Genomic DNA, 24126 nt, shown 5'->3' on the forward strand with positions numbered 1-24126 from the left:
TTTGGTTTGAATTAGGAGTCCCTCAATGGGCAAGAAACTCTACGTAGGCAACCTCGCCTACTCCGTGCGTGACAACGACCTGGAACAAGCTTTCGGCGAATTCGGCGCCATCGTCAGCGCCAAGGTCATGATGGAACGTGACACCGGCCGTTCGAAGGGCTTCGGCTTCGTCGAAATGGGTTCGGATGCAGAAGCACTCGCAGCCATCGAAGCCATGAATGGCCACTCGCTGCAGGGCCGCGCCCTGACGGTGAACGAAGCCCGTCCGATGGAAGCCCGTCCCCCCCGCACCGGTGGCGGCGGCTACGGCGGCGGTGGTGGCGGCGGCTACGGTGGCGGCGGCCGCAGTGGTGGCGGCGGCTACGGCGGCGGTGACCGCAGTGGCGGCGGCGGCTATGGCGGCGGCGGTGGTGGCTACGGCGGCGGTGGCCGCGGCGGCTACTGAGCCCTCCCTCCACGGCCTTCGGGCCTCTGAATGAAAAGCTCCTTCGGGAGCTTTTTTTATTGGCCGAACACTCCGGAGCCCGAGCGGACCAGGGCCCCGGGGAGAACCCTTGCACCGCGATACGCACTTGTCCGTACCACGCTGGTCAGCCCATGGTCAGCCCCCCAGATCGACCCTCGTTCCCCCTAAAACAAGAGGAGCGAGACATGCGCATGAAGAGCCAGGCGGACTTCTTTTCAGGAGTCATGTTCACCACCGTGGGAGGCGCCTTCGCCATAGGCGCGACCAGCTACACCATCGGCGACGGCGCGCGCATGGGGCCGGGCTACTTCCCGCTCATGCTGGGCATCCTGCTGGCGGTGCTGGGCGCGGTCATCATGTTCCAGGCGATGGTGGTCGAGACCACCGACGGCGACCCGATCGGCAAGTGGGCCTGGAAGCCGCTGGCCTTCGTGCTCGGCGCGAACCTGGCCTTCGGCGTGCTGCTGGGCGGGCTGCCCAGCATCGGTCTGCCGGCCATGGGCATGATCATCGCGATCTATGCGCTCACCATCATCTCCAGCATGGCGGGCGAGCAGTTCAGGCTGCGCGACGTGCTGATCCTCGCGACCATCCTGGCGGCCGGCAGCTACGTGGCGTTCATCTGGGCGCTCAAGCTGCAGATCCAGGTGTGGCCCACCTTCATCTCGGGCTGAGGAGCACACCGCCATGGAACTCTTCAACAACCTCGCGACCGGCTTCGGCGTCGCGTTCACCTTCACCAACCTGCTGTATTGCCTGATCGGCTGCATCCTGGGCACGCTGATCGGCGTGCTGCCCGGCATCGGCCCGGTCGCGACCATCGCGATGCTGCTGCCGGCCACGTACGCGCTGCCGCCCGTGTCGGCGCTGATCATGCTGGCGGGCATCTACTACGGCGCGCAGTACGGCGGCTCCACCACGGCCATCCTGGTGAACCTGCCGGGCGAATCGTCCTCGGTGGTCACCTGCATCGACGGCTACCAGATGGCGAGGCAGGGCCGCGCGGGCCCGGCGCTCGCCGCCGCCGGCCTGGGCTCGTTCTTCGCGGGCTGCGTGGGCACGCTGATCCTGGCCGCCTTCGCGCCGCCGCTGACMGAGCTGGCCTTCAAGTTCGGCCCCGCCGAGTATTTCTCGCTGATGGTGCTGGGCCTGATCGGCGCTGTGGTGCTGGCCTCGGGCTCGCTGCTGAAGGCGGTGGCGATGATCGTGCTGGGCCTGCTGCTGGGCATCGTGGGCACCGACGTCAACTCGGGCGTGGCGCGCTACAGCTTCGACATTCCGGAGCTCACCGACGGCATCGGCTTCGTGGTCATCGCCATGGGCGTGTTCGGCTACGGCGAGATCATCGGCAACCTCTCGCAGCCCGACGACGAGCGCGAGGTGTTCACGCACAAGGTCAAGGGCCTGTGGCCCACCAAGGACGACTTCAAGCGCATGCTGCCCGCCGTGCTGCGTGGCACGGCCCTCGGCTCGGCGCTGGGCATCCTGCCCGGCGGCGGCGCGCTGCTGGCCTCGTTCGCCTCCTACGCGCTCGAGAAGAAGATCCGCATGCGCCCCGGCGAAGTGCCCTTCGGCAAGGGCAACATCCGCGGCGTGGCATCGCCCGAGTCGGCCAACAATGCCGGCGCGCAGACCTCCTTCATCCCGCTGCTGACGCTGGGCATTCCGCCCAATGCGGTGATGGCGCTGATGGTGGGCGCGATGACGATCCACAACATCCAGCCCGGCCCGCAGGTGATGACCAGCAACCCCGAGCTGTTCTGGGGCCTGATCGCCTCGATGTGGATCGGCAACGCGATGCTCATCATCCTGAACCTGCCGCTGATCGGCATGTGGATCAAGCTGCTGACGGTGCCCTACAGGTTCCTGTTTCCGGCGATCGTGCTGTTCTGCGCGATCGGCGTGTACTCGACCAACAACAACACCTTCGACGTGTGGATGGTGGCGGCCTTCGGCTTCATCGGCTACCTCTTCATCAAGCTGCGCACCGAGCCCGCGCCGCTGCTGCTGGGCTTCATCCTCGGGCCGATGATGGAAGAGAACCTGCGCCGGGCGCTGCTGCTGTCGCGCGGCGCGTGGAGCGTGTTCGTCACGCGGCCGCTGTCGGCGGGGCTGCTGGTCGCGGCGGTGCTGCTGCTGGGCATCGTGCTGCTGCCGGCCATCAAGGCCAAGCGCGAAGAGGCGTTCGTAGAGGACTGAGCCTCAACGCGCGAGCAAAGGCAGCAGCAACAGCTGCCACGCCAGCCCAAGCAAGGCTGACCCAAGCACCACCGGGATCACACCGGCCTTGAAGCGGAACAGCGCCACGGCGGCGATCAGCCCGATCGCCGCCGATGCCGCGTCGAAGCCGCCGCCCGCTCCCTTGGGCCACAGGACGTGCCAGGCGAAGAACACCGCCAGGTTGACGATCACGCCCACCACCGCCGCCGTGATGGCCGTGAGCGGCGCGGTGAGCTTCAGGTTGCCGTGCGTGGATTCGATGAACGGGCCGCCGAGCAGGATGAACAGGAAGGACGGCAGGAAGGTGAAGAAGCTCACCACCGTCGCCGCCACCGCGCCCGCGACGAAGAGCGAATTGCCGCCGAAGAGCGCCTGATTCCAGCCGCCGACGAAGCCCACGAAGGACACCACCATGATCAGCGGCCCCGGCGTGGTCTCGCCGAGCGCGAGGCCGTCGATCATCTGCGTGGCGCCCAGCCAGCCGTAGTGGTCGACCGCGCCCTGGAACACGTAGGGCAGCACCGCGTACGCACCGCCGAAGGTCAGCAGCGCGGCCTTGGTGAAGAACCAGCCCATCTGCGTGAGGGTGCCGTGCCAGCCGTAGAACGCGGTGAGCGCGCCGATGGCGCCCAGCCACAGCGCGAGGAACACGCCCAGCACGCGCCAGAAGCGGCCCCAGCCGAAGCGCGCGTGCGCGGGTGCCGGCGTGTCGTCGTCGATGAGCGCCGGGCCGATGGCCGCCGCTGCCGCGCCATGCCCGCCGCCGGGCGCGAAGCGCTCCGGCGCCACCCGGCTGCCGAAATAGCCGACGGCCCCGGCCACCAGCACGATCAGCGGAAAGGGCGCGCCCAGCGCGAAGATCGCCACGAAGGCCGCCGCCGCGATCGCCCAGAGCCATGCGTTCTTCAGCACCCGCGAGCCGATGCGCCAGGCCGCGAACAGCACGATGGCCGTGACCGCCGGCTTCACGCCGTACAGCAGCCCCGCCACCGCCGGCACCTGCCCGTAGGCCATGTAGACCCACGACAGCGCGACCAGGATGAAGAGCGAGGGCAGCACGAACAGCACCCCCGCAGCGATGCCGCCCCAGGTGCGGTGCATGAGCCAGCCGATGTAGGTGGCGAGCTGCTGGGCCTCGGGGCCGGGCAGCAGCATGCAGTAGTTGAGGGCGTGGAGGAATCGCTTCTCCGAGATCCAGCGCCTGCGCTCCACCAGCTCCTGGTGCATCAGCGCGATCTGCCCGGCCGGACCGCCGAAGCTGATGAAGCCCAGCTTGAGCCAGTACGCGAAGGCCTGCCAGAAGCTGACGGGAACGGGCCGCCCGACGGGATCTTGGACAGAGGACATCGGGCGACTTTCGTGTTGCGCTATTTCAGGAATGCGTCGTAGGCGGTCTTCAGTATGAGCGCGCTCACCACCACGATGAACACCACCCGCACGAAGCCCGCGCCGTGCTTCAGCGCAACCCGCGTACCCAGCACGCTGCCGGCCACGTTGGCCACCGCCATCACCAGCCCGTAGTGCCACCAGACGTGGCCCTTGGCCGCCAGCAGGATCAGCGCGGCGGCGTTGGTCAGCGTGTTGATGATCTTGGCCGAGGCGGATGCGTTGAGGAAGTCGTAGCCCATCCAGCGCACGAAGAGGAACACGAGGAAGCTGCCCGCGCCCGGCCCGAAGAAGCCGTCGTACAGGCCGATCGACAGGCCGATGGCGCAGGCCGCCAGCGTCTCCGCCCGGCCGGAGAAGCGCGGCGCGTGCATGCGGCCCATGTCCTTGCGCGCGAGCGTGTAGAGCAGCACGCCCAGCAGGATGAGCGGCAGCGCCTTGCGCAGGAAATCGCCCGGGAACATGGTGACGCCCCAGGCGCCCAGCATCGAGCCGGCAAAGCCGAGCAGCGCGGCCGGCCACAGGGCGCCCCAGCGCATCTGCACCCGCTGGCTGAACTGGGCCGCGGCGGCGGCCGTGCCCCAGATGGACGCACTCTTGTTGGTGCCCAGCAGGGTCGCGGGCGGTGCGCCCGGGAAAACGGCGAACAGCGCAGGCACAAGGATGAGCCCGCCTCCGCCCACGATCGAATCGACAAAACCCGCGAGCAAAGAGGCGCCCGTCACCACCAGCATTTCCATAGGGGGTGGATTGTCTCACCCCGGTGCTATCGAAAAAGTAGCTGCAGAGGCCGGCGCTTCAGGCGTTCGCGCAAATAAAAAGGCGCCGACCAGCGGCGCCTTCCAAAGTCGAACCAGGCATCTCGTACGGAGCCTTTGAAGATTTTTATTGTTGCTAGGGGGGATTGTCTCCTCGGACCCTCGGCATACGAGCAGGGCCCGTTCGCGAGTGCGCAGACTTTAGGGGCACGCACCGCCTCAGTGCATAGGGAATTACCCGCTTTGCCTTACGCGGGAAGCCCGATTTGCAAACCAAAGTGTTTCTGATAGTTAACGACGTGGCACGACTTGTGCACGCGGCCCGGTGGTCCATCACTTGAAGAAGAAGAACAGCCATGGCCCTGGCACCGCAAGCCTCCATCAGCGCGGCAGACACCGCGTGGATGATGACCTCGACCGCGCTGGTGCTGCTGATGACGCTGCCCGGCATCGCCCTCTTCTATGCCGGCATGGTGCGCCGCAAGAACGTGCTGGCCACCATGGCGGCGGTGGTGGCGATCGCCGCTGCCGTCTCGCTGACCTGGTTCACGGCCGGCTATTCGCTCGCCTTCACCGAGGGCTGGCCCTGGCTCGGCGGCACCGGCCGACTCTGGTTCTCGGGCTTCGACTATCTGAAGGAGGCCGGCCAGCTCGCCGTGAGCCACGTGGCGCCCAACGTGCCAGAGACGGTCTACGCGATGTTCCAGCTCACCTTCGCGATCATCACCACCGCGCTGGTGCTCGGCGCCTTCGTCGAACGCATGCGCTTCTCGGCGATCCTGTGGTTCGCGCTGCTGTGGAGCGTGCTGGTGTACGCGCCCATCGCGCACTGGGTGTGGGAGCCGGGCGGCTGGCTCGCCCAGATGGGCGCACTCGACTTCGCCGGCGGCTCGGTGGTGCACGTCAACGCCGGCATCGCCGGGCTCGTGTGCGCCTACGCCCTCGGCCCGCGCAAGGGCTACGGACGGGAGGCCTTCGAGCCCTACAGCCTGGCGCTCACCATGACCGGCGCGGGCCTGCTGTGGGTGGGCTGGTTCGGCTTCAATGCGGGCTCGGCGGTGGCGGCCGACGGGCGCGCGGGCCTGGCCATGCTGGTGACGCACATCGCGGCCGCAGCCGGCGCCATGAGCTGGATGGTCGGCGAATGGATCGTGCGCCGCAGCCCCTCTCTGCTGGGCCTGTGCTCGGGCCTGGTGGCCGGGCTGGTGGCCATCACGCCCGCGGCCGGCTTCGTCACGCCGCCGGCCGCGCTGGCCATCGGCGCCATCGCGGGGCTGGCCTGCTACTGGGGCGCCACCGGCCTGAAGCACCTGCTGGGTGCGGACGACTCGCTCGACGTGTTCGGCGTGCACGGCATCGGTGGCATCGTGGGTGCACTGCTGACCGGCGTTTTCGCCGATCCGCGCGTCTCCGGCGCCACCGGCGACGTGCTGACGCAGGCGATCGCGGTCGGCAGCGTGGCCATCTTCAGCGCAACGGGGACGGCCGTGGTGCTGTTCCTGGTGCACGTCATCGTCGGCCTGCGCGTCGATGCCGACAGCGAGTTGCTGGGCCTCGATCTTGCACAGCACAGGGAACATCTCGGGAGCAGTTGACCCACCGACGGAGGAAACAAGCCATGTCGCCATCCATGTCCGAAAGCGAACGCATCGCCCTTGCCGCCCGCCTTCACGTGGCACTGCGGCGAAAGCACGGCCGCGTGACCGACACCGAATGGATGGCGACCAACGCCGAGTACGCCGCCGAGATCGTGCGCATGACCCGCGCGCACGCGGCCGACACCAAGGACGAGGAGCTCTACCTGCTGGCCACCCGCCTGGAGCAGGCGATGGAGCCGCTGGCCCGCGCCGCGCGCCTGGCGGCACGCCAGCCCGACGGCCAGCCGCCCACGCCGCCGCCCCGGTACGTCGGCGGCCTGCGCTGATACACAGCCAAGTCGCGGGACACCGCGGAACCGGCTTCGCCGGGCCGCAGGTGTCGCCCCCGGAAGGGGGATGGCGAAGCGACACGAAGTGCGCGAAGCTTGGGGGAGAACCTGGTCGTCGCGGAACCGGCTTCGCCGGGCCGCAGGTGTCGCCCCCGACGAGGGGGTTGGCGAAGCGACACGAAGTGTGCGCAGCCTGGGGGAGTGCTCAGTTCCCCAGTGCGGCCTTTCGGATCGACTGCAGCGTGCTGCCCGGCGTGATGGCCTCCGGGTCGAGCAGGCAGTGCAGGATCGCCGGCTTGCCGCTGGCGCGCGCGCGGGCCAGCGCGGGGCCGAACTCTCCGGTGCTCTCCACGCGCTCGCCGTGCCCGCCGAATACTTCGGCATAACCGCGGAAGTCCGGGTTCTTCAGCTGCGTGGCGCTGATGCGGCCGGGGTAGTGCTTTTCCTGGTGCATGCGGATGGTGCCGTACATGGCGTTGTCCAGCAGCACCACGATGATCGGCAGGCCGTACTGCACGGCGGTGGCGAACTCCTGGCCGTGCATCATGAAGTCGCCGTCGCCCGCGAACACCACCACCTCGCGCTGCGGCCACAGGCGCTTGGCGCCGACGCCGGCCGGCAGGCCGTAGCCCATCGAGCCGCTGGTGGGCGCAAGCTGGCTGGCATACGCGCGGAACGGCCAGAAGCGGTGCACCCAGGTTGCGAAGTTGCCCGCGCCGTTGCAGAAGATGGTGTCGGCCGGCAGCACCTCGCGCAGGTGCTGCATGACCTCGCCCATCTGCAGCGCGCCCGGAATGCGGATGGGCGACGGGTCGCTCCAGCGCAGGAAGTCTTCGCGCGCGATCTTCGTTTCCGCCGCCCAGGCTGGAGCCTGCGCGGGTCGCAACGTGGACACAGCCTCGGCGAATGCCCGCGGCGTGGCATGGATGCCCAGCGCCGGTCGATACAGCCTGCCGAGTTCGTCGGCGTCGGCATGCACGTGCACCAGCGCCTGCTTCGGCTGCGGAATGGACAGCAGCTCGTAGCCCTGCGAAGGCACCTCCGACAGGCGCCCGCCAACCAGAAGGATCAGGTCGGCATTGCGGATGCGCTCCAGCATCTTCGGATTGACGCCCAGCCCGAGGTCGCCCGCGTAGCAGGGGTGATCGGCCGACATCAGCATCTGGCGGCGGAACGAGCAGTACACGGGCAGCGAGAACGCCGCCGCGAAGTCCGCGAACTGCCGCGCCGCCTGTTCAGACCAGCGGCTGCCGCCCACGATGACCACCGGCCGCTGCGCCTGCGACAGGCGTTGCTGCAGTTCGGCGAGCTGCGCCGCGCCGGGATGGGTTTCGGTGACGGCGTAGGGCTGCGCGTCGGCCACCGTCGCGGCCTCGGTCAGCATGTCTTCCGGCAGCGCGATCACCACCGGACCGGGGCGGCCCGAGGTCGCGACATGGAAGGCGCGCGAGACCAGCTCGGGCACGCGCGCCGGGTCGTCGATCTGCACCACCCACTTGGCCATGGTGCCGAACACCGCGCCGTAATCCAGCTCCTGGAAGGCCTCGCGGCCCATCGCGTCGCGCGCGACCTGTCCGACGAAGAGCAGGAGCGGCGTCGAATCCTGGTGCGCGATGTGCACGCCCGCCGACGCATTGGTGGCGCCGGGCCCGCGCGTGACGAAGCACACGCCCGGCCTGCCGGTGAGCTTGCCCTGCGCCTCGGCCATCATGGTTGCGCCGCCTTCCTGGCGGCACACGGTCACGTCGATGGATGCGTCGTGCAGCGCGTCGAGTACGGCGAGAAAGCTCTCGCCGGGCACGCAGAAGAGCTGCTCGACGCCGTGGGTGACGAGCTGGTCGACCAGGATCTGGCCGCCGGTGCGGGGGGTGGAAGTCATGCTGTATCCAATGGGCTGAAGATGTTCGGTATCGCTCCTTCCCCCTCTGGGGGAAGGTTGGGATGGGGGCAAGCGGCGATGGATGAGCCGACGGCAATGGATGCGCCGCCTGCCCCCACCCCAGCCCTCCCCCAGCGGTGGAGGGAGAAATGCGGGGTCATTCGGGCGCCTCGCACGCAGCCTGGATGCGATGGCATCCGTCGAGCAGCCGCGCCATCGAGGCAATCGCTCCTTCCCCCTTTGGGGGAAGGTTGGGATGGGGGCAAGCGGCGATGGAAAAGCCAGCGGCAATGGATGCGCCGCGAGCCCCCACCCCTGCCCTCCCCCAGCGGGAGAGGGAGAAATTCGGGGTCATTCGAGCGCCTCGCACGCAGCCTGGATGCGCTTGCATGCCTCTTCCAGCTGCGCCATCGAGGTCGCATACGAGATGCGGAAGTACGGCGCCAGCCCGAACACGCTGCCCGGCACCACCGCCACCTCGAAGTCCTGCAGCAGGTAGCGGCAGAAGTCGCTGTCGCTGCGCAGCGGCGCGCCGCCGCGCGTGCGCCGCCCGAGCACGCCGGCGCAGCTCGCGAATGTGTAGAACGCGCCCTCGGGCACGCGGCAGCGCAGCCCCGGCGCGCGGTTCAGCGCGGCGACCACGAAGTCGCGCCGCGCCTGGAAGTCGGCACAGCGCTCGGCCACGATGTCCTGCGGCCCGGTCAGCGCCTCGATGGCTGCTGCCTGGCTGATCGACGAGGGGCACGATGTGGTCTGGCTCTGCACCACCGCCATGGCTGCAATCAGGGCGCGCGGCCCCGCGCCGTAGCCCACGCGCCAGCCGGTCATCGCATAGGCCTTGGACACGCCGTTCACCGTCAGCGTGCGCTCGCGCAGGCGCCGCTCCACCGCCACCGGCGTGGCGAAGGCCAGTCCGTCGTAGAGGATGTGTTCGTAGATGTCGTCCGCCAGCACCCAGACCTGCGGATGGCGCAGCAGCACATCGCACAGCGGCTCGAGCTGCGCCGCGCCGTAGGCCGCGCCGCTCGGGTTCGAGGGCGAGTTCAGGAAGAGCCAGCGCGTGCGCGGCGTGATGGCCGCCTCCAGCTGCGCGGCGTCGAGCCTGAAGCCGTTCGCCTCGGTGCAGGCCACCGGCACCGGCATGCCGCCGCAGATCTGCACGATGTCGGCATACGAAGTCCAGTACGGCGCGGGCAGGATGACTTCGTCGCCCGCATCCAGGCTGGCCATCAGCGCGTTGAAGATCACCTGCTTGGCACCGGCGCTCACGCTGATCTCGTCGAGCGCGAAGTCGAGCGCGTTGTCGCGCTTGAACTTGAGCTGCACCGCCGCCTTCATCGCCGGGCTGCCGTCGAGCACGGTGTAGCGCGTGTCGCCCCGGCCGATGGCGCGCACGGCCGCATCGCGCACGTTCTGCGGCGTGTCGAAGTCGGGCTCGCCCGCGCCCAGCACGATCACCGGACGGCCCGCGCGCTTGAGCGCGTTGGCGTGGTCGGTGATGCGCAGGATTTCAGAGACGCCAATGGCGCGCACGCGCTGCGCGGGCCGGAACCCGCTCGGGGCAATGGATGTGGCGGTGTCTGCTGTCACTGGGCGTGGGCCTCCGGCGGCTGGTCGTCGGGCTCGGCGACGAGCAGCTCGGTCGCGCGCTCATCGCCGGGTTCGGGCTGGTGTTCTTCGGGAGCTGGCGTGGCGACACGCAAGTGCGCACGGCCCTGGGGGAGAGTCCTAGTCGCCGATGTCGAAGGTCACGCCCTGTGCGAGCGGCAGGGCGGTCGAGTAGTTGATGGTGTTGGTGGCGCGGCGCATGTACGCCTTCCAGCTGTCGGAGCCGGCTTCGCGGCCGCCGCCGGTTTCCTTCTCGCCGCCGAAGGCGCCGCCGATCTCGGCACCGCTCGGGCCGATGTTGACGTTGGCGATGCCGCAGTCGGAACCCGCGCTCGACATGAAGCGCTCGGCCTCGCGCATGTTCAGCGTGAAGATCGACGACGACAGGCCCGCGCCCACCGCGTTGTGCTGCTCGATGGCCTCGTCGAGCGTGCTGTAGCGCACCACGTACAGGATGGGCGCGAAGGTCTCGCGCAGCGCCGGGCCGTCATGCGACTTCAGCTCGACCAGCGCCGGGCGCACGTAGTACGCGTCCTTCGTGCCGATGCCGTCCACGCGCTGGCCGCCATGCACCGTCGCGCCGGCCTCGCGGCTTTCGCCGAGCGCCTTCTGCATGCCGTCGAAGGCGGCGCGGTCGATCAGCGGACCGACCAGCGTGCCGGCCTCGCGCGGATCGCCCACCTGCACGTTGCCGTAGACCTTGGCGAGCTTGGGCACCAGCGCGTCATAGACGCTCTCGTGCACGAACAGGCGGCGCAGCGTGGTGCAGCGCTGGCCGGCCGTGCCCATGGCCGCGAAGGCGATGCCGCGCAGCGCGAGGTCGAGGTCGGCCGAGGGCGTGACGATGGCGGCGTTGTTGCCGCCGAGTTCGAGGATGGCGCGGGCGAAGCGCGCGGCCAGCTTCGGCCCCACCTGCCGGCCCATGGCGGTCGAGCCGGTGGCCGAGAGAACGGGCACGCGGTGATCGTCCACCAGCACCTCGCCGATGTCGCGCTGGCCCAGCAGCAGGCCCAGCAGGCCCTCGGGCGCGTCGCCGAAGCGCTCGATGGCGCGCTGCGCGATGGCATGCACGGCCAGCGCGGTCAGCGGCGTTTTTTCGGAGGGCTTCCACACCACCGGATCGCCGCACACCAGCGCCAGCGCCGCGTTCCACGACCACACGGCCACCGGGAAGTTGAAGGCCGAGATCACGCCGCACACGCCCAGCGGATGCCAGGTTTCCATCATTCGGTGCTCGGCGCGCTCGGTGGCCAGGGTGAGGCCGTAGATCTGGCGCGAGAGGCCGACCGCGAAGTCGCAGATGTCGATCATTTCCTGCACCTCGCCCGCGCCCTCGGATGGGATCTTGCCGGCCTCCAGCGTCACGAGGCGGCCCAGGTCGGCCTTGGCGGCGCGCAGCTCCTCGCCCAGCAGCCGAACCAGCTCGCCACGGCGCGGCGCCGGCACGTTGCGCCAGGTCTTGAAGGCCTCGTGCGCGCGGCCGATCACCGCCGTCGCCTCGGCCGGCGAGGTCTGCGGCACCTGCGCCACCACCTCGCCGCTGACGGGCGAACGCACCGTCAGCTCGCCGCCGGTGTGGGCCGCGCGGGGCACGCCCAGGCGCTGCAGCAGCTGTTCGACTTCGGTGGCGACGGGAAGGGAGGTCTGGGCTTCGGGCATGGGTGCGGTCCGGGGGCAGGTGGGAAGAAGGGAGAAAAGAAAGAGGCGACGACGCCTGACCCGGCCAATATCAGCGAATCGAGCGCGATCGCCAAATGAAAATATCGAAGGACCTGGTGCGTTTCAGGAAGGATCTCGCCGCTTTTATGTGCGCCTAGCGCACAAGCCGGGCGGCAGCCAGCACCCACAAGCTCACCAGCACCACGTTGCTCGCAGCGAACACGCCCAGCCGGTGCAGCACGTGGTTGTAGGTCAGGTGCACCACGCTGTGCAGCACCCGCAGCCCGACGTAACCCCAAGCCAGCCAGACCGCCGCGGGCGTCGGCTGCGCCGCCACGTAGAAGATCAGGCAAACCACATAGAACAGCATCGGCAGTTCCAGCAGGTTCATGTAGTTGCGGTTGGGGATGCGCACCGCGTCCGGCACCGCCGCCGACTCGCCCAGCCTGAAATCCGCCGCCCGCACTTCGCGGCGCAGCACGGCGCGCACGCGCGTGAAGGGGATGAGCAGCAGCACCAGGCCGGTGAGGGCGGCGAGGGCGAAGACGGGGTAGAGGATCGAGGGGTTGTTCATGGTCGGCTCCTTGCTCAGCCCGGTCCGGGCGCTTCGGGCAACGGAATCTTCTGCCCCGCAGGCGACCCCGCCAGACTCTGGGCCGGCCGCCTCAGCGTCGCATCGAAGGGGTTGATCCTCGGCCCGATCGCCGCCGCCTCGCGTTTCAGCAGCTCCACCACCGTCGGCATGCGGTCGGCATTGAGCCGGTCGGCGATGGTGCCCACGCTCAGCGCCGCCACCGCGCGGCCTTCGCGGTCGAGGATGGGTACGGCCACGCCGGCCATGCCTTCGAGCAGGCCGGTGTTGCGGCCCGCGTAGCCGGCCTGACGCACGCGCTCGATCTCGGTGCGCAGGTAGACCTCGTCGTACACGCCGTATTCGCGCACGCGAGAGAGATTGAATCGGATCACCTCCTCGCGCTCGGCCTCCGGCAGGAAGGCGAGGATCGCGAGCGCGCCCTGCCCCACGCCCAGCGCGATGCGCCCGCCGATGTCACCGGTGAAGGAGCGGATGGGAAACGGGCCTTCGCTGCGGTCCAGGCACACCGCGTCGAAGCCGCTGCGCGCCAACAGGAAGATGCTGTCGCCCAGGCTCGCGCACAGCCTCAGCAGCACCGGCCGGCAGATGGAGCGCAGGTCGCCGGGGTTGCCCGCGCTGGCGGCGAGCGCGAAGAAATCGATGCTCAGGCGGTAGAGCTTGCTGCGCTCGTCCTGCTCGACCATGCCTTCGGCCATGAGCGACTGCAGCAGCCGGTGCGTGGTGGCCTGGGTGAGGCCCACGGAACGTGCGATCTGGGTCACGCGGCCGCCCTCGGCCTGCACCGCTGCGAGCGCGCGGATCACCGAAAAGACGCGCGGCACGCCGCCGCTGGCCGCCGCGCCCGCCCCTGCGCCGGCCGGGGCGTTCGCCGAAGTGCTCTCCATACCTTCCTCCTGTGGAATCCGATGCAACAGTTGCGGCCATCATATTCCATTGAACGGAATAATTTAAAGAAATATTCTGATTAATGGAATACCCGAGGCGATCTGGCGCAATCGTTGCAATAGAGTGAATTGAAAGCAGCAAGCTGTCCATGGCCTGCACCAAGCCGAAGCAAGGTGCCCGAAGCCATTTCCTTCGCCCCTCAGAAAGGCCCGTTCCATGTCATTCCTGCGGCTCACCGACGTGACCAAGTTCTATGGCGCCACCCGCGCGGTGTCGGACATGAATCTCTCGGTGGAAAAGGGCGAGTTCGTCTCGCTGCTCGGTCCTTCGGGCTGCGGCAAGACGACCACCCTCCAGATGATCGCGGGCTTCGAGGCGGTGAGCAGCGGCCGCATCGAACTCGCGGGCAAGGACATCACGCACGCCAAGGCCAACACGCGCGGGCTGGGCATCGTGTTCCAGACCTACGCCCTCTTCCCGCACATGACGGTGGCCGACAACGTGAGCTTCGGCCTGGAGATGCGCAAGATGCCGAAGGGCGAGCGCACCGAACGGGTGAAGCAGGCGCTGGCGCTGGTGCATCTCGAAGCGCACGCGGGGCGCTACCCGCGCGAGCTCTCGGGCGGCCAGCGGCAGCGCGTGGCGCTGGCGCGCGCACTCGTCATCGAGCCGCCGGTGCTGCTGCTGGACGAACCCTTGTCCAACCTCGACGCCAAGCTGCGCGAGGAGATGCAGTTCGAGCTGCGCCAGATCCAGCGCAAGGTCGGCACTACCACGGTGATGGTCACGCACGACCAGAGCGAGGCCATGTCGATCAGCGACCGCGTGGTGGTGATGGAAGCCGGCCGTGCCACGCAGATCGACCATCCGCAGCGCGTGTACGAGCATCCCGGCACGCGCTTCATCTCCACCTTCGTGGGCAAGGCCAACCTGCTGGACTGCCGCGTGTCGGGCAGCGGCCCGGGGCGCACCTGTGTCGAAGTCGGCGCGCTCTCGCTCGACGTGGACGACACCGGCTTCGACGTGAACGCGGGCGCGCTGCTGAGCGTGCGGCCCGAGAAGCTGCAGCTGGTGCCGCCGGGCAGCGGCCGCATCGACGGCGAGGTGCAGGAGCGTTTCTTCCTGGGCAGCCAGTGGCTCTACCGCGTGGCGACTCCGGTCGGCGATCTCATGGTGCTGAGCCCCAACGACGGGCGCGAGGCGCTCGCGGAAGGCAGCCGCACCGGTATCGACTGGCCGGCGCACTGCATGCGGCTGCTGCCGGCCGATGAAAAGGCTGTCGCGGCATGAGCAGCTCGAAGAGCAAGGCCACGCCATGGTGGCTCTCCGGCCCGGCGCTGCTGCTGTTCACGGTTCTTCTGGTGGTGCCGCTCGGGCTCACCGCCGTGCTGTCGTTCAACGTGTACGACCCGGCCACCGGCCCCAAGTCGGGCGAATTCACGCTCGCGCACTACGCGCTGGTGTTCTCCGATTCGTACTACCTCGGCATCTTCTGGCGCACCTTCTGGGTCTCGGCGCTGGTCACGCTGATCTGCGTGCTCGTCGGCGCGCCCGAGGCCTATGTGCTGAGCCGAATGCGCAACCCGTGGCGCTCGGTGCTGCTGCTGGTGGTGCTGGCGCCGCTGCTGGTGTCGGTGGTGGTGCGGGCCTTCGGCTGGAGCATGCTGCTGGGCCCCGAGGGCGCGGTGAACGCGCTGCTGCAACTCGTGGGCATCGGGCCGGTGAAGATCCTCTACACCAGCGCTGCCGTGGTCATCGCGCTGGTGCACGTGATGCTGCCCTTCATGGTGATCCCGGTGTGGACATCGCTGCAGAAGCTGGACCCGGGCGTGGAGAACGCCGCCCTGTCGCTCAACGCCACGCCCTTCACCACGCTGCGGCGCATCGTGCTGCCGCAGGTGATGCCGGGCATTCTCTCGGGCAGCCTGATCGTGTTCGGGCTGGCGGCGAGCTCCTTCGCCATTCCGGGTCTGCTGGGCGGACGCCGGCTGAAGATGGTCGCGACCATCGTCTACGACGAATACCTGAGCGAGCTCAACTGGCCGCTGGGCGCTGCGGTGGCGCTGGTGCTGCTGGTGGCCAACCTCGCGGTGATGCTCAGCTACAACCGGCTGGTAGAAGGCCGCTACAAGAAAGCGCTGGGGTGAACATGGCCCCCACGCTCCATCACTTCGTGTATTCGCTGCCCCCCGAGGGGGCGCGCGCCTCCCTTGGGGCGGCCCGGCAGGAGGCGCCATGAGCAGAAACGGCCCCATCGCCCTCGCGTTCAACGCGCTGGTCATCGTCTTCATGCTGGCGCCGCTGGCGGTGGTGTGCATCGTGGCGTTCACGCCCGAGAACACGCTGACCATCCCGACCACGCATTTCTCGCTGCGCTGGTTCGAGGCGGTGTTCGCGCACCCCGACTTCATGCAGTCGTTCTGGAACAGCCTGTGGCTCGCGCTGAGCTCGGCCACCATCGCGACGCTGCTCGCGGTGCCGGCCGGCATGGCGATCACGCGCTACGAGTTTCCGGGGCGCGACTTCCTCAACGGCCTGTTCCTCTCGCCGCTGATCGTGCCGCACCTGGTGCTGGGCGTGGCGCTGCTTCGCCTGTTCTCGCTGGTGGGCGGCGCGGGCAGCTTCGCCTGGCTGGTGCTGGCGCACGCGCTCATCGTCACGCCCTACACGCTGCGGCTGGTGGTGGCGGCGCTGGTGGGCTTCGACCGCAGCGCCGAGCAGGCCGCGCTCTCGCTGGGCGCGAGCCAGGCCACGGTGTTCCGGCGCATCACGCTGCCGATGATCCTGCCGGGCGTCACCGGCGGCTGGATGCTGTCCTTCATCAACAGCTTCGACGAAGTGACGATGTCCATCTTCGTCACCTCGCCGAGCACGGTGACGCTGCCGGTGCGCATGTACATGTATGCGACGGAGTCCATCGACCCGCTGATGGCCGCCGTGTCGGCGCTGATGGTGGCGGTGACGGCCTTCGCGATGGTGGTGCTCGACCGCGTCTACGGACTCGACCGCGTGCTGGTGGGACGCAGATAGATGACCATGAAGACTCCCGCATTGCTGCACCGGGTGGCCGAGACGGCCGGCCGCGAGAGCGTGCCTTTCACCCTCGACGGCGAACCCGCGAGCGCCCTGGCCGGCGACACCGTGCTGACCGCCGTGCTCACGCAATGCGGCCAGCTGCGCCGCAACGAGTTCAGCGGCCTGCCGCGCGCGGGCTTCTGCATGATGGGCGCCTGCCAGGACTGCTGGATCTCCACCGACGAGGGCGAGCGCTTTCGCGCCTGCTCGACCTTCATCGCGCCGGGCATGGCGCTGGTCACCGGAAGGGACGGCGCATGACCGCAACACCGACAGCAACGAGCGAAGTCCGCCCGGTGATCGTCGGCGCGGGCCCGGCCGGCGTGCGCGCCGCGCAGACGCTGGTGGCGCACGGCCTGAAGCCGGTGGTGATCGACGAGGCCTCGCGCGCCGGCGGCCAGATCTACCGCCGCCCTCCTCCCACCCTGGCCGCTCGCGACAAGCGGACGCTCTACGGCTTCGAATCGAAGCGCGCCGACGCGGTGCACACGGCCTTCGACGCACTGCGGGGCCGCATCGAGCATCACTCCGACAGCCTCGCCTGGAACGCGCAGGACCAGGTGCTGGACGTGATGCACAACCCCACGCGCGGCAACCGCCGTGTGCCCTACAGCCACCTGATCGTCGCGACGGGCGCCACCGACCGCGTGCTGCCGCTGCCGGGCTGGACGCTGCCCGGCGTCTACACGCTGGGCGGCGCGCAGGTGGCGCTCAAGTACCAGGGCTGCGCCATCGGGCGGCGCGTGGTGTTCATGGGCACCGGGCCGCTGCTGTACCTGGTGGCCTATCAATATGCGAAGGCCGGCGTGGACGTGGCGGCGGTGCTCGACACGGCGCGCCTGGCCGACCAGATCGCCGCCGCGCCCGCGATGCTGGCGCAGCCCGTCGTGCTCGCCAAGGGCATGTACTACATGGGCTGGCTGCGCGCGCACGGCGTTGCGCTGCATGGCGGCGTGCGTCCGCTGCGCGTGCTCGGCGACGAGGCGCAGGGCCGCGTCACCGGCGTGGCCTGGCATGACGGAGACAAGGAGCGCACGCTGGACTGCGACGCAGTCGGCTTCGGCTACGCGCTGCGCTCCGAGACACAGCTGGCCGACCTGCTCGGCTGCCGCTTCGACTACGCGCCGCTGCACCGCGCGCACCTGCCGGTGCGCGACGCGGCGGGGCGCTCCAGCGTGCAGGGCGTGTACCTCGCGGGCGACGGCGCCGGCATCATGGGTGCGGACGCGGCCGAGTGGGCGGGCGAGCGCGCGGCGCTGGCGCTGCTGCAGGACGCCGGCATCGCCATCGACACGGCGCGCGCATCCGGGCTTGAACGCAAGCTCGACAGGCTCGCCGGCTTTCGCCGCGGCCTCGAGCGCGCCTTTCCCGTTCCGCAGGACTGGGCGGAGAACGCGAGCGTCGACCTTGTCATCTGCCGCTGCGAGAACGTCACCGCCGGCACGCTGCGCCAGACCATCGCCAACACCGGCGCCGACGAGATGAACCGCCTGAAGGCGCTGTCGCGTGTCGGCATGGGCCGCTGCCAGGGCCGCATGTGCGGCGCGGCGGCCGCCGAGATCCTTGCGCATGCGACGCGGCAGCCGCTGCAGCAGGTGGGCCGGCTGCGCGGGCAGGCGCCGATCAAGCCGATTCCGCTGCGGCTGGTGCCTGCCGCACCGGCGGAAGGGAGCGGCGCGCCATGAGTTCGATCAGAAAGCTTCGCACCGACGTCGCCATCGTCGGCGGCGGCATCGTCGGCTCCTCGGCCGCGCTGGCCCTGCGCCGCATGGGCCTTGGCGTGGTGCTGCTGGAGCGCGACCTCTGCGGCTCGCGTTCCAGCGGCGTGAACTACGGCGGCGTGCGCCGCCAGGGACGCCCGGTGAGCCAGCTGCCGCTGGCGCAGCGCGCGCACCGCATCTGGGGCGGGCTGGCCGAACTGCTGGGCACGGACGGCGAATACATCCGCTCGGGCCATTTCAAGATCGCGCGCAGCGAATCGGACATGGCCTCGCTGGAGCGCTACCGCGCACTGAGCAGCGACTTCGACCTGGGCCTGGAGCTGATCTCCAGCGCGCGGCTTCGCGAGCAGTGCCCCTGGCTGGGCACGCGCGCGGTGGGCGGCTCGCTGTGCGCGGAAGACGGGCAGGCCAATCCGCGCCTGGTGTCGCCGGCCTTCGCGCTGGCGGCACGGCGCGCGGGCGCGCAGGTATTCGAGCGGCACAAGGTCGACGAGGTGGCGCACGACGGCGCCACGTTCATGGTGCGCAGCGGCAATGCGCTGGAAGTGCAGGCGCCGGTGCTGCTGAACTGCGCGGGCGCGTGGGCCGGCGCCATCGCCAGCCAGTTCGGCGAGACGCCGCCGATGTACGCGCGCAGCCCGCTGATGGCCGTGACCGAGCCGGTGCCGCACTTCATGAAGTGGAGCCTGGGCGTGGAAGGCGGCGGCATCTACTGCCGGCAGGTGGCGCGCGGCAACCTCGTGCTGGGCGGCGGCTCGGGCATCACGCTGGATGCCGAACGCTCGCGCGCCGAGCGCGACGGCATCGCCGCGCTCGCGGTTCAGGCGGTGGAGCTGCTGCCGGTGCTGCGCCACGCGCACATCATCCGCACCTGGGGCGGCACCGAGGGCTACCTGCCCGACCGCGAACCGGTGCTCGGGCCCAGCCTCACCACGCCCGGCCTGTTCCACGGCTTCGGCTTCGCGGGCGCCGGCTTCCAGATCGGCCCGGCCGCCGGCGAAGTGCTGGCCGACCTCGCGCGCGACGGGCGTACCGAAACGCCCATCGACGCCTTCGCCATCGGGCGCTTCGACGAAGAAAAAACGCAAGCGCAAGAGTCCCTCACCGTTTCCCCCGTTTCCCCCACCTGAACCTGAATGGAGAGCATCGCCATGTCCCCGAAGTCATCGATCAGAACCCTTCCGCTCCTGGCCGCGCTGCTCGCGGCCGCCGGCATCGCCGGCGCGCAGACCAAGACCCTCTACATCGGCATGAACGGCGGCACCATGGAGAAGGCGTACACGCAGTACGTGTTCCCGGCCTTCGAGAAGGCCTACGGCGCGAAGGTGGTGGTGGTGCCGGGCACCTCCTCCGACATCCTCGCCAAGGCGCAGGCCAACAAGGACAAGCCGCAGATGCACGTCATGTTCCTCGACGACGGCGTGATGGTGCGCGCCATCGGCATGGGCCTGTGCGAGAAGCAGAAGCCCAGCCAGTCGCTCAGCGAGATCTACCCGGCCGCGCGCTTCAAGGACGACATGGCCAGCGGCGTGAGCCTGGGCATGACGGGCCTGGCCTACAACGCGAAGATGTTCAAGGAGAAGGGCTGGGCACCGCCCACGTCGTGGATGGACCTGGCCGATGCGAAGTACAAGGGCAAGGTGGTGTTCCAGTCGGTGTCGTCGTCTTCCTTCGGGCTGCACGGCTTCCTGATGTTCAACCGCATCCAGGGCGGCAACGACAAGAACGTGGAGCCCGGCTTCAAGGCCTGGCCCACCACCATCGGGCCGAACGTGCTGGAGTACATCCCCAGTTCGGCCAAGCTCTCCGAGATGGTGCAGACCGGCGAGGCCGCGATCTTCCCGCTCACGCCCACGGCCGTGGCCGCGATGAAGAGCAAGGGCATTCCGGTGGAATACGCGCCGCCCAAGGAAGGCGCGGTGGTGCTCATGGTGGGCCAGTGCGTGATCGCCAACAACAGCGAGCCCGAGCTGTCGCAGAAGCTCGCCGAGTTCCTGCTGAGCCCGCTGGCGCAGGCCAACGTGCTGCAGTACGGCGCGCAGATTCCCACCAACCCGAAGGCGCCGGTGGTTGGCGACGGCGTAGCCCAGGTGGCGGACATCAACAAGTGGATGAAGACCGCCGTGACCATCGACTGGGAAAGCATCAACGCGAACCGCCCGGCGTGGAACGCGCGCTGGAACAAAACTATCGAGAAATAAAGCTCGCCCCCAGGCTGCGCGCACTTCGTGTCGCGCGCGCCTTCCCCCTACCGGGGGCAACACCTGAGGCCCGGCAAAGCCGGTTCCTCGGTGTTTCTGGCGTCAGACCGAAGTCAAACCGAAGCTATGGCTTGGGAGTCTTGCGCAGCAGCACCGGCATGCACAGCAGGTAGACCGCGGCGCCCACCAGCCACGCGATGCCCGTAAAGCGCAGGCGGAAGGCGAAGTAGAGCTGGCTGATGAGCAGCGGCCCGAACACCGAGGCCAGACTCGAGAGGCTCGCGAGCACGCCCTGCAGCCGGCCCTGCCCGGCCTCGCCCACGCGCGCCGAGAGCATCGACTGCAGCGCGGGCGCGCCGATGCCGCCCGTGCACAACAGCGGCAGCAGCGCGAGCGCCATCCAGCCCTGCGTGGCGAAGGCCATCAGCGCATAGGCAGTGCAGTCGGCCGCGGTGCCGATGGCGATGGCCGCGCGCTCGCCCCAGCGTTCGACCAGCGGGCCCGCCACGAAGCCCTGCATCAGCGCCTGGATCAGGCCGAAGACCGCGAGCGAAACGCCGACCATGGTGCCGTTCCACGAGAACTTGTCCTCGCCGTAGAGCACCCAGGTGGTGCCGGCGACCTCGCCCACCAGCATCAGCACCGTGAACACGCCGAGGATGGGCAGCAGCGCGGGAAAGCTCTTCGCCCAGCGCAGCGGCGCGAGCGGATGCAGCACGCCACGGTCGAACGGCTGCGTGGCGAGCTTCGCCGGGCGTGACTCGCGCAGCAGCAGCAGGGCCGCGAGAAAGGTCAGGCCGTTGAGCACCGCGGCGGCGATGAAGGGCAGCCGCACGCCGTGGTCGCCGAGCACGCCGCCGAGCGCCGGCCCCGCGATGAAGCCGATGCCGAAGCAGGCGCCCATGCGGCCGAACCAGCGTGCGCGCTGGCTCTCGGGCGTGAGGTCGGCGATGGCGGCGGAGGCCACCGCCATGTTCGCGCCCGTCATGCCGGCGATCGCGCGGCCGACGAAGAGCATCCACAGCGAAGGCGCGAAGGCCATGAAGAGCGCGTCGATGGCGGCGCCAGCCACCGAGACCAGCAGCACCGGGCGGCGGCCGAAGCGGTCGCTGAGCGCACCGAGCACCGGCGCACAGAGGAACTGCATCAGCGCGTAGAGCGAGAGGAAAGCGCCGAAGCGCCAGCCGAGGTCGCCGGTATGGCCGACCTCGCGCAGCAGGCTGGGCACGATCGGCATGACCAGGCTGATGCCGATCGCGTCGAGCGTGACGATCGCGAGGATCACGGCATGCGCATGGCGGCTGCCGCTCGCGAGCGGAGTTGGAAGGGCGTTTGAATTTATCATTGATAAGGAATTATCAGCGATAAATTCTGGGCTGTGAAGTACCCTCCCCGGTCGGCATCTGCACGCAAGCACGCACATCGGAAGAATGAAACTGGACCGCGAAGTGATCCTCGAGACAGCCCTCGCGCTGCTCGACGAGGTTGGAATGGACAAGCTCAGCACACGGCTGCTGGCCGAGCGGCTGGGCGTGCAGCAGCCCGCGCTGTACTGGCACTTCAGGAACAAGCGCGCCCTGCTCGACGCGATGAACGGCGAGATCCTGCGCCGCGTCCACGAGCGCAAGTTGCCTGAGCCCGGCGAGACCTGGGATGCCTTCCTGCGCGAGAACGCGCGCAGCTTCCGACGCGCGCTGCTGGCGCGTCGCGACGGCGCGCGGCTGCACGCGGGCTCCGAGCCCGATCCGGCCGACCTCGACATGGTCGAGGAGCAACTCGCTTCGGTGGTCCGCCTGGGCCTGCCGGCGCCGCAGGCGATGACGCTGCTGATCGCGCTGGGCCGCTACACCGTGGGCTGCGTGCTGGAACAGCAGGCGACGCCGCCCGACGCGGCCGAGCAGCAGCAGGCGCTCGACGCCGCAGCGGCCTCGCGCCCGCTGCTGGCCGAGGCTTTCGCCAACTACCGCCGGGCCGGGCCCGACGCGCTGTTCGAGATCGGCGTCGATCTCATGCTGGAGGGCGCGAAGGCGCGCATGGCGGGCAATGCGCCGGCCGCACGCCGCCGTGCGATGGCGGACAAGCCGCCCGCGCCGCGCCGCTGAAACGCGCTCCGCTCAGCGGTTGTCCTCGACGATCCAGCCCGCGGCCTTCTCGGCCATCATGAGCGTCGGGCTGTTGGTGTTGCCGCTGGTGATGGTGGGCATCGCGCCCGCATCCACCACGCGCAGGCCCTGCACGCCGCGCACGCGCAGGCGCGAATCGAGCACCGCCGCCGGGTCGTTGTCGGCGCCCATCCTGGTGGTGCCCACCGGATGGAAGATGGTGGTGGCGATGTCGCCGGCCAGGCGAGCCAGGTCCTCGTCGGTCTGGTACTGCACGCCGGGCTTCCATTCCTCGGGCTTGTACCTGGCGAGCGCCGGCTGCTCGGCGATGCGGCGCGTGACGCGCAGCGACTCGGCGGCCACCTTGCGGTCCTCGTCGGTGCTCAGGTAGTTGGGCGCGATGGCCGGAGCGTCCTCGAAGCGGTTGCTGCGGATGCGCACCGAGCCCCTGCTCGTCGGGTTGAGGTTGCACACGCTCGCGGTGAAGGCCGGAAAGCTGTGCAGCGGATCGCCGAAGGCGTCCAGCGACAGCGGCTGCACGTGGTACTGCAGGTTGGGCCATTCGCGATCGGGCGAGCTGCGCGTGAAGGCGCCGAGCTGCGAGGGCGCCATGCTCATCGGGCCGCTGCGCTTGAGCACGTATTCGAGGCCGATCTTCGCCTTGCCGATCATCGACGAAGCCATCACGTTGAGCGTGGGCGCGCCCGAGATCTTGTAGACCGCGCGGATCTGCAGGTGGTCCTGCAGGTTGGCGCCGACGCCGGGCGCGTCGAGCACCACGTCGACGCCGTGCTGCCGCAGCAGTTCGGCCGGGCCCACGCCCGAGAGCTGCAGGATCTGCGGCGAGCCGATGGCGCCGGCGCTCAGCACCACCTCGCGCGTGGCGCGCGTGGTGACCTTCTCGGTGCCGTTCCACACCTCGGCGCCGGTGCAGCGGCGCGTGCCGTCGGCCTGCGTCTCGAAGAGCAGGCGCGAGACCTGCGCACCGGTCCAGAGCTCGAAGTTGGGCCTGCCGTAGCAGGTCGGGCGCAGGAAGGCCTTGGCGGTGTTCCAGCGCCAGCCGTTCTTCTGGTTGACCTGGAAGTAGCCCACGCCCTCGTTGTTGCCGCGGTTGAAGTCGCTGGAGTGCGGCACGCCGGCCTGCACCGCCGCTTCGGCAAAGGCGTCGAGGATGTCCCAGCGCAGCCGCTGCTTCTCGACGCGCCACTCGCCGCCCGCGCCGTGCATCTCGTCGGCGCCCAGGTAGTGGTCCTCGTGCTTCCTGAAGGCCGGCAGCACGTTCTGCCAGCGCCAGCCGTCGTCGCCGGTGAGGTCGGCCCAGTGCTCGTAGTCGCGCGACTGGCCGCGCATGTAGATCATGCCGTTGATACTGGAGCAGCCGCCCAGCGTCTTGCCGCGCGGATAGCGCAGCACCCGGCCGTTGAGGCCCGCGTCGGGCTCGGTGCTGTAGAGCCAGTCGGTGCGCGGATTGCCGATGCAGTACAGGTAGCCGACCGGAATGTGGATCCAGTGGTAGTCGTCCTTGCGGCCCGCCTCGATGAGCAGCACGCGCCTGCTCTTGTCGGCGCTCAGGCGGTTCGCCATGAGCGAGCCCGCCGTGCCGGCGCCGATGACGATGTAGTCGAAGGTGGTCTCGCTCAATTG

At 69.3% G+C, this 24126-nt stretch carries 22 protein-coding genes; 13 read left to right on the forward strand and 9 right to left on the reverse strand.

Annotated elements, in window-relative coordinates:
* Window positions 1-25: 25 nt before the first annotated feature.
* The 3 genes from QMO14_RS01190 (at window position 26) to QMO14_RS01200 (ending at window position 2665) form a co-directional block, all read left to right on the forward strand.
* On the forward strand, window positions 26-445 hold the full coding sequence (locus tag QMO14_RS01190; protein WP_301503776.1) for an RNA-binding protein: 420 nt from the start codon (window positions 26-28) through the stop codon (window positions 443-445).
* A 206-nt stretch (window positions 446-651) separates the two neighbouring features.
* Window positions 652-1140: a tripartite tricarboxylate transporter TctB family protein gene (locus tag QMO14_RS01195; RefSeq protein WP_301503777.1), complete on the forward strand. Its 489-nt coding sequence runs from the start codon at window positions 652-654 to the stop codon at window positions 1138-1140.
* Window positions 1141-1153: 13 nt separating this feature from the next.
* Window positions 1154-2665 (forward strand): tripartite tricarboxylate transporter permease, encoded by a 1512-nt coding sequence (locus QMO14_RS01200; protein WP_301503778.1) that lies wholly within the window; start codon window positions 1154-1156, stop codon window positions 2663-2665.
* A 3-nt stretch (window positions 2666-2668) separates the two neighbouring features.
* On the opposite strand, the gene chrA is transcribed toward QMO14_RS01200, so the two are convergent.
* Together chrA and QMO14_RS01210 are read right to left on the reverse strand one after the other, a co-directional pair.
* Entirely contained in the window at window positions 2669-4033 is a 1365-nt protein-coding gene (gene chrA, locus QMO14_RS01205) for a chromate efflux transporter (protein WP_301503779.1), read from the reverse strand.
* A 20-nt stretch (window positions 4034-4053) separates the two neighbouring features.
* Window positions 4054-4812, reverse strand: a complete 759-nt coding sequence (locus QMO14_RS01210) for a TSUP family transporter (protein ID WP_301503780.1) — start codon at window positions 4810-4812, stop codon at window positions 4054-4056.
* A 374-nt stretch (window positions 4813-5186) separates the two neighbouring features.
* On the opposite strand from QMO14_RS01210, the gene QMO14_RS01215 reads away from it, so the two are divergent.
* Entirely contained in the window at window positions 5187-6425 is a 1239-nt protein-coding gene (locus tag QMO14_RS01215) for an ammonium transporter (RefSeq protein ID WP_301503781.1), read from the forward strand.
* A gap of 23 nt (window positions 6426-6448) precedes the next feature.
* Window positions 6449-6754 (forward strand): hypothetical protein, encoded by a 306-nt coding sequence (locus QMO14_RS01220; RefSeq protein ID WP_019655447.1) that lies wholly within the window; start codon window positions 6449-6451, stop codon window positions 6752-6754.
* Window positions 6755-6962: 208 nt separating this feature from the next.
* Here QMO14_RS01220 and QMO14_RS01225 read toward each other — a convergent pair whose 3' ends face one another.
* From QMO14_RS01225 to QMO14_RS01245, 5 genes are all read right to left on the reverse strand, one after another.
* The gene (locus QMO14_RS01225) at window positions 6963-8636 is read right to left on the reverse strand and encodes a thiamine pyrophosphate-binding protein (RefSeq protein WP_301503782.1); all 1674 of its coding nucleotides are present in this window, start codon (window positions 8634-8636) and stop codon (window positions 6963-6965) included.
* Between the two features lie 351 nt (window positions 8637-8987).
* Window positions 8988-10226 carry a pyridoxal phosphate-dependent aminotransferase gene (locus tag QMO14_RS01230; RefSeq protein WP_301503783.1) on the reverse strand — a complete coding sequence of 413 codons (1239 nt, stop codon included), beginning with the start codon at window positions 10224-10226 and terminating at the stop codon, window positions 8988-8990.
* 138 nt (window positions 10227-10364) lie between these two features.
* Entirely contained in the window at window positions 10365-11903 is a 1539-nt protein-coding gene (locus tag QMO14_RS01235) for an aldehyde dehydrogenase family protein (RefSeq protein WP_301503784.1), read from the reverse strand.
* A gap of 154 nt (window positions 11904-12057) precedes the next feature.
* Window positions 12058-12477 (reverse strand): MAPEG family protein, encoded by a 420-nt coding sequence (locus tag QMO14_RS01240; RefSeq protein WP_301503785.1) that lies wholly within the window; start codon window positions 12475-12477, stop codon window positions 12058-12060.
* Window positions 12478-12491: 14 nt separating this feature from the next.
* Window positions 12492-13382 (reverse strand): IclR family transcriptional regulator, encoded by an 891-nt coding sequence (locus tag QMO14_RS01245; RefSeq protein ID WP_301503786.1) that lies wholly within the window; start codon window positions 13380-13382, stop codon window positions 12492-12494.
* A 217-nt stretch (window positions 13383-13599) separates the two neighbouring features.
* On the opposite strand from QMO14_RS01245, the gene QMO14_RS01250 reads away from it, so the two are divergent.
* From QMO14_RS01250 to QMO14_RS01280, 7 genes are all read left to right on the forward strand, one after another.
* Window positions 13600-14673, forward strand: coding sequence for an ABC transporter ATP-binding protein (locus QMO14_RS01250; protein ID WP_301503787.1), 1074 nt, complete (start codon window positions 13600-13602; stop codon window positions 14671-14673).
* Window positions 14670-15530, forward strand: a complete 861-nt coding sequence (locus QMO14_RS01255; protein WP_301503788.1) for an ABC transporter permease — start codon at window positions 14670-14672, stop codon at window positions 15528-15530. Before QMO14_RS01250 ends, QMO14_RS01255 begins: the two co-directional genes overlap by 4 nt.
* Before the next feature lie 88 nt (window positions 15531-15618).
* Window positions 15619-16413, forward strand: a complete 795-nt coding sequence (locus QMO14_RS01260; RefSeq protein WP_301503789.1) for an ABC transporter permease — start codon at window positions 15619-15621, stop codon at window positions 16411-16413.
* Entirely contained in the window at window positions 16414-16719 is a 306-nt protein-coding gene (locus QMO14_RS01265) for a (2Fe-2S)-binding protein (protein WP_301503790.1), read from the forward strand. It abuts the gene before it with no gap.
* Window positions 16716-18143 carry an NAD(P)/FAD-dependent oxidoreductase gene (locus tag QMO14_RS01270; RefSeq protein ID WP_301503791.1) on the forward strand — a complete coding sequence of 476 codons (1428 nt, stop codon included), beginning with the start codon at window positions 16716-16718 and terminating at the stop codon, window positions 18141-18143. Before QMO14_RS01265 ends, QMO14_RS01270 begins: the two co-directional genes overlap by 4 nt.
* Complete coding sequence (locus tag QMO14_RS01275; protein WP_301503792.1) at window positions 18140-19309, forward strand: FAD-binding oxidoreductase; 1170 nt, start codon at window positions 18140-18142, stop codon at window positions 19307-19309. The genes QMO14_RS01270 and QMO14_RS01275 overlap by 4 nt, the downstream gene beginning before the upstream one ends.
* Window positions 19310-19330: 21 nt before the next feature.
* Window positions 19331-20380: an ABC transporter substrate-binding protein gene (locus QMO14_RS01280; RefSeq protein ID WP_301503793.1), complete on the forward strand. Its 1050-nt coding sequence runs from the start codon at window positions 19331-19333 to the stop codon at window positions 20378-20380.
* 124 nt (window positions 20381-20504) lie between these two features.
* On the opposite strand, the gene tet is transcribed toward QMO14_RS01280, so the two are convergent.
* Window positions 20505-21725, reverse strand: coding sequence for a Tet(A)/Tet(B)/Tet(C) family tetracycline efflux MFS transporter (gene tet / locus QMO14_RS01285; RefSeq protein ID WP_301503794.1), 1221 nt, complete (start codon window positions 21723-21725; stop codon window positions 20505-20507).
* 85 nt (window positions 21726-21810) lie between these two features.
* On the opposite strand from tet, the gene tetR reads away from it, so the two are divergent.
* Window positions 21811-22482: a tetracycline resistance transcriptional repressor TetR gene (gene tetR, locus QMO14_RS01290; RefSeq protein ID WP_301503795.1), complete on the forward strand. Its 672-nt coding sequence runs from the start codon at window positions 21811-21813 to the stop codon at window positions 22480-22482.
* A 12-nt stretch (window positions 22483-22494) separates the two neighbouring features.
* Here tetR and QMO14_RS01295 read toward each other — a convergent pair whose 3' ends face one another.
* Entirely contained in the window at window positions 22495-24123 is a 1629-nt protein-coding gene (locus QMO14_RS01295; protein WP_301503796.1) for a GMC family oxidoreductase, read from the reverse strand.
* Window positions 24124-24126 lie beyond the last annotated feature (3 nt).

Source organism: Variovorax sp. CAN15, from assembly GCF_030462475.1.
Taxonomy (GTDB): domain Bacteria; phylum Pseudomonadota; class Gammaproteobacteria; order Burkholderiales; family Burkholderiaceae_C; genus Variovorax.

Excerpts from the sequence above, each read along its gene's own strand:
- QMO14_RS01190 (WP_301503776.1), top strand. The coding sequence starts at position 26 with ATGGGCAAGAAACTCTACGTAGGCAACCTCGCCTACTCCGTGCGTGAC.
- QMO14_RS01195 (WP_301503777.1), top strand. The coding sequence starts at position 652 with ATGCGCATGAAGAGCCAGGCGGACTTCTTTTCAGGAGTCATGTTCACC.
- chrA (WP_301503779.1), bottom strand. The coding sequence starts at position 4,033 with ATGTCCTCTGTCCAAGATCCCGTCGGGCGGCCCGTTCCCGTCAGCTTC.
- QMO14_RS01210 (WP_301503780.1), bottom strand. The coding sequence starts at position 4,812 with ATGGAAATGCTGGTGGTGACGGGCGCCTCTTTGCTCGCGGGTTTTGTC.
- QMO14_RS01215 (WP_301503781.1), top strand. The coding sequence starts at position 5,187 with ATGGCCCTGGCACCGCAAGCCTCCATCAGCGCGGCAGACACCGCGTGG.
- QMO14_RS01220 (WP_019655447.1), top strand. The coding sequence starts at position 6,449 with ATGTCGCCATCCATGTCCGAAAGCGAACGCATCGCCCTTGCCGCCCGC.
- QMO14_RS01225 (WP_301503782.1), bottom strand. The coding sequence starts at position 8,636 with ATGACTTCCACCCCCCGCACCGGCGGCCAGATCCTGGTCGACCAGCTC.
- QMO14_RS01235 (WP_301503784.1), bottom strand. The coding sequence starts at position 11,903 with ATGCCCGAAGCCCAGACCTCCCTTCCCGTCGCCACCGAAGTCGAACAG.
- QMO14_RS01240 (WP_301503785.1), bottom strand. The coding sequence starts at position 12,477 with ATGAACAACCCCTCGATCCTCTACCCCGTCTTCGCCCTCGCCGCCCTC.
- QMO14_RS01245 (WP_301503786.1), bottom strand. The coding sequence starts at position 13,382 with ATGGAGAGCACTTCGGCGAACGCCCCGGCCGGCGCAGGGGCGGGCGCG.
- QMO14_RS01250 (WP_301503787.1), top strand. The coding sequence starts at position 13,600 with ATGTCATTCCTGCGGCTCACCGACGTGACCAAGTTCTATGGCGCCACC.
- QMO14_RS01255 (WP_301503788.1), top strand. The coding sequence starts at position 14,670 with ATGAGCAGCTCGAAGAGCAAGGCCACGCCATGGTGGCTCTCCGGCCCG.
- QMO14_RS01260 (WP_301503789.1), top strand. The coding sequence starts at position 15,619 with ATGAGCAGAAACGGCCCCATCGCCCTCGCGTTCAACGCGCTGGTCATC.
- QMO14_RS01265 (WP_301503790.1), top strand. The coding sequence starts at position 16,414 with ATGACCATGAAGACTCCCGCATTGCTGCACCGGGTGGCCGAGACGGCC.
- QMO14_RS01270 (WP_301503791.1), top strand. The coding sequence starts at position 16,716 with ATGACCGCAACACCGACAGCAACGAGCGAAGTCCGCCCGGTGATCGTC.
- QMO14_RS01275 (WP_301503792.1), top strand. The coding sequence starts at position 18,140 with ATGAGTTCGATCAGAAAGCTTCGCACCGACGTCGCCATCGTCGGCGGC.
- QMO14_RS01280 (WP_301503793.1), top strand. The coding sequence starts at position 19,331 with ATGTCCCCGAAGTCATCGATCAGAACCCTTCCGCTCCTGGCCGCGCTG.
- tet (WP_301503794.1), bottom strand. The coding sequence starts at position 21,725 with ATGATAAATTCAAACGCCCTTCCAACTCCGCTCGCGAGCGGCAGCCGC.
- tetR (WP_301503795.1), top strand. The coding sequence starts at position 21,811 with ATGAAACTGGACCGCGAAGTGATCCTCGAGACAGCCCTCGCGCTGCTC.